This is a genomic window from Roseobacter sp. (assembly GCF_024639605.1).
Taxonomy (GTDB): domain Bacteria; phylum Pseudomonadota; class Alphaproteobacteria; order Rhodobacterales; family Rhodobacteraceae; genus Roseobacter.
The window spans coordinates 1-3,258 of record NZ_JAHEHZ010000245.1 but is presented as its reverse complement, the minus strand read 5'-3'; the positions used below and the strand labels follow the sequence as shown (position 1 = coordinate 3,258).

The 3,258-nt window shown below is 58.0% G+C and carries 3 protein-coding genes; 1 reads left to right on the top strand and 2 read right to left on the bottom strand.

The genetic code is table 11. The features are described from left to right. Positions 1-463 (top strand): aminotransferase class IV (locus tag Q0M35_RS18270; protein ID WP_295317679.1); only part of this gene is annotated, 463 nt, incomplete at its 5' end. On the opposite strand, the gene Q0M35_RS18265 is transcribed toward Q0M35_RS18270, so the two are convergent. Next, positions 464-853, bottom strand: a complete 390-nt coding sequence (locus tag Q0M35_RS18265; RefSeq protein ID WP_295317678.1) for a hypothetical protein — start codon at positions 851-853, stop codon at positions 464-466. It lies immediately after the preceding gene. Between the two features lie 802 nt (positions 854-1,655). After that, positions 1,656-3,258: radical SAM/SPASM domain-containing protein (locus Q0M35_RS18260; protein ID WP_295317677.1), on the bottom strand; the 1,603-nt coding region annotated here is incomplete at its 5' end.

Here is a 3,258-nt window from a genome sequence, read left to right as displayed (position 1 = left end):
CCCCCAGGTGCGTGGCCTGCCGATGTCGCAGGACCCCAAGCTCAACAGCCACTCGAAACTGAACTGCGTGATCGCCTGCCTGCAGGCCGAAGCCGCCGGTGCTGACGAAGGGCTGATGCTTGACCCGCACGGATTTGTGAATACCACGAACGCCTGCAACTTCTTTATCGTGCGCCGGGGCGAGGTCTGGACCTCAACCGGCGACTACTGCATGAAAGGTGTCACCCGCCAGAAGGTTATCGATCTCTGTCGCCTGGACGGCATCCCGGTTTTTGAGAAAAACTTCTCTCTTTACGAGGTTCACGGCGCGGATGAGGCATTTCTGACCGGCACCTTCGGGGCGCAGACACCGGTGGCCTCCGTGGATGGAAAACCGGTCGGAAACGGCGCAAGGCCGGTCACCGAAAGGATCCGGAAACTCTATAAAAATCTGATTGAAGAAACGACAGCCGGGCCGCACTGATCACAGGGTGATGACAGTCCCTGCCTGTGTCCCGCGTGGCGCTCCGGCCGGCGCGTCTTCGGGGTTAATGACCCGGACCGGCCGCTCGGTTTCTTCGGAATTCTCTGGCAGAATCAGGTAAAGCAGTTCGTCACGGCGCACGACCCCGATGCCGCATTTCTTTGCGATTTTGTGCAGATTGACCCGTACGGTGGAGCGCGACCAGCCGGTTTCGGCCTCAAGCTGCGCGCTGGTGATCCCGTTTTTCAGGGCACGGATAATATAGGCGGCAACCGTATGGCTGTCGGGCATGTGCAGGTCAGCCCTGTAGCGCGCGGGTTTGATCAGCACACGATCAGACATGCGGTTGTCGAGGGCGCGAAGGCGACGGCTGCGGGGATCAATACTCATAAAACATCCTGACCTTGTTACTTGTCAAACGGCGTCGCGTTCTGCAGCCGGTTACGATCTTCCGTCGTTCTGGGGCCTGAATCCGCGCTGCCTGACAAAGTCTGCGCCCCGGGCGCAGACTCACCCAGAGGTGCCCGTGTGGTGTAAATCACCTGTCGGGGTTCTTGCAGAAGGGCGAGAGACGGGGCCGCGCATACGGTCTCTGGCACGGAATAAACGGGACCGGAGCGGCCGGGCAGGGCACCCGCTCCGGAACAGAACTGATCAGCCGGCTCAGGTACAGTATCAACGAAACCACGTGTCACCACACGATCTGAACCGACGCTGCATCCTGAAATAACTGCAACCATCAAAAACAACGATGGTCTTAAAGTTCTGGTTCTGAGGTTCATACAAACTCCTGCGTGCGCCCCACCCAGAACTGATTAACCGGACCTCGTCACTGATACTCACAGCACCGGTCAGGACGAACATATGCCACATTTCTGCTGCATTTCAACTTTCTCGGCCGATCGTCGCCGCTGTGGAAACATTGTCACGTAGATGAGGCGATTACGCTGTACAGGCACGTTCTCAGTGAGTGGCTTTACAGATACTCTCTGCAGAAATTCTGCTTATAAATATAAATATATCAATGCATTAACCATTCTTCAGCCGCCATCGGGGAGAATGTGTCAAAATCGTTCCGCAAAATTCGAATCGCCGGCATCAGCCGCTGGGATAAGGCGGTAAAAGCGGGCATTGGCGCGATTCGGACAAGAATGCGGCAGGAGCATGACGGCCCGTTACAAGGTATTTCGCCTCAGCGACGGGCGCCTGCCTGCCGCACCTGGCTGACCAGGCGGCTCATGCTGCCAAGCTCAACCGCGTCCGATATAAGCCGGTCATCTGACAAGACAGTCAGCAGCCGGTCATGCTCCGGATGGTCGGGGGAACATACATCCTGATTGCGGAAAACTTCGGCAGGTACATGACCCCAGTTCCGAAGACGCAGAAAGTAAACGCTGTCGGCGCCAACATCCCGTGCCAGATCCACAAAGGCAGGCATCTGAAGATAATTTGCCTGCTGCACAACAAAATCCAGTCTCAGGGTGTCGATATCACCGCGCTTGTTGAGATTACCGAGAAACCGGAGATTTTTCACCAGCGTATCAAAGTCTCCGCCACGCCGCAGGACTGAATAGGTTTCCGGCTCGGCGGCATCGATCGAAATCCACACGGAGGACACATTGTCCCGCAGATTGAGATCGTTCCAGGCCCGCTCGTTCAGCAACAGGCCGTTTGTATGCAGCTGAATGCGCCGCGCCGGGGATTTTGTTTTGGTCAGGCGCTGCAGAATATGGCGGAAATGACGGCTGCCGAAGGGATCACCCGAGCCCGTTACCTTGATGTGCCGGGCATTACGCACAAGCGGGAGCAGATGCTCTTCGAAGATGTCGTTCAGCTTTGTGGTTTCTTTATGCGGCAGGCTGATCAGACCGGTTCGACAACTCGGGCAGGATATATTGCACGAACGGTCATGCGACAGGATCACCCGTTGCGGCCCTTTCTCAGCCCGCAGCGCCGGTGCCGGGGTGCCCGGTGTGCGTTCCGGCAGACGGCGCCCTGCGATCGACGGGCAGTGCCACCGGCTGCAATGCGTGAAATCGCCGTCCAGCACCGACCGCCTGATTTCGCGGGCGCGTTCAGAATTCCAGAAACCGTCCGGACGGGGTGCATCCAATCGTCCGATGGGCACCGGTTGCCACGCGGAACAGCAAAAATGCACCTGACCGTTCGCGCGCGATTCCATTTCCCGGAAAGGCGCGTTGCACATCCGGGTTTTCAGCCAGCGGTCAGTCCCGGTTTCCAGATCCGCAGATTTCTCCTCCGCTGCGTCGATCAGGCGCTGGGCGAGCAGGTCGTGATGATCCCGCCCTGTCAGTTCGCGGGCGAGTGTTTGTGTATCGTTCCAGCGCTTCAGCCTCAGGCTCAGCCATCCCGCCACGACAAGCACGACGGCAGGTGTTTCAGTGCGGTCAGTTACGGCACGGGTGACCAGAGCCTCTTTATCCGCGCCACTGTGGCCTGCGTCGATTTCTTTCAGAAGCTCTTCGACAAAACTGATTGCGTTCTTGTCTGGTCCATCGCCCAGTCTGCGGCGCCGCAGATACGTTTTATCCTGATCTGCGAGCCGGCTGAGCATGGCCGTGACGGGGTCATGCCGCCCGGTGCGTGAAGGATCGCTTTCCTGATCTGCAGAATGCATGATTGCCTGCTGCCGGTTGGGTCCGGGGTCTGCGTAAGTATCCGGACAGTGATGTTTTACGCGCGGTGGCAAAGTATCGCCCCGATCGGAGTTCGGATCAAGAAACATGACGGTGGGAGAAATACCCGCAGCAGATATGGTTACGGGCCCGCGCTCT

Bases quoted from the DNA above. Each gene is read 5' to 3' on its own strand.
- Q0M35_RS18265 (WP_295317678.1), bottom strand. From the start codon at position 853: ATGAGTATTGATCCCCGCAGCCGTCGCCTTCGCGCCCTCGACAACCGC.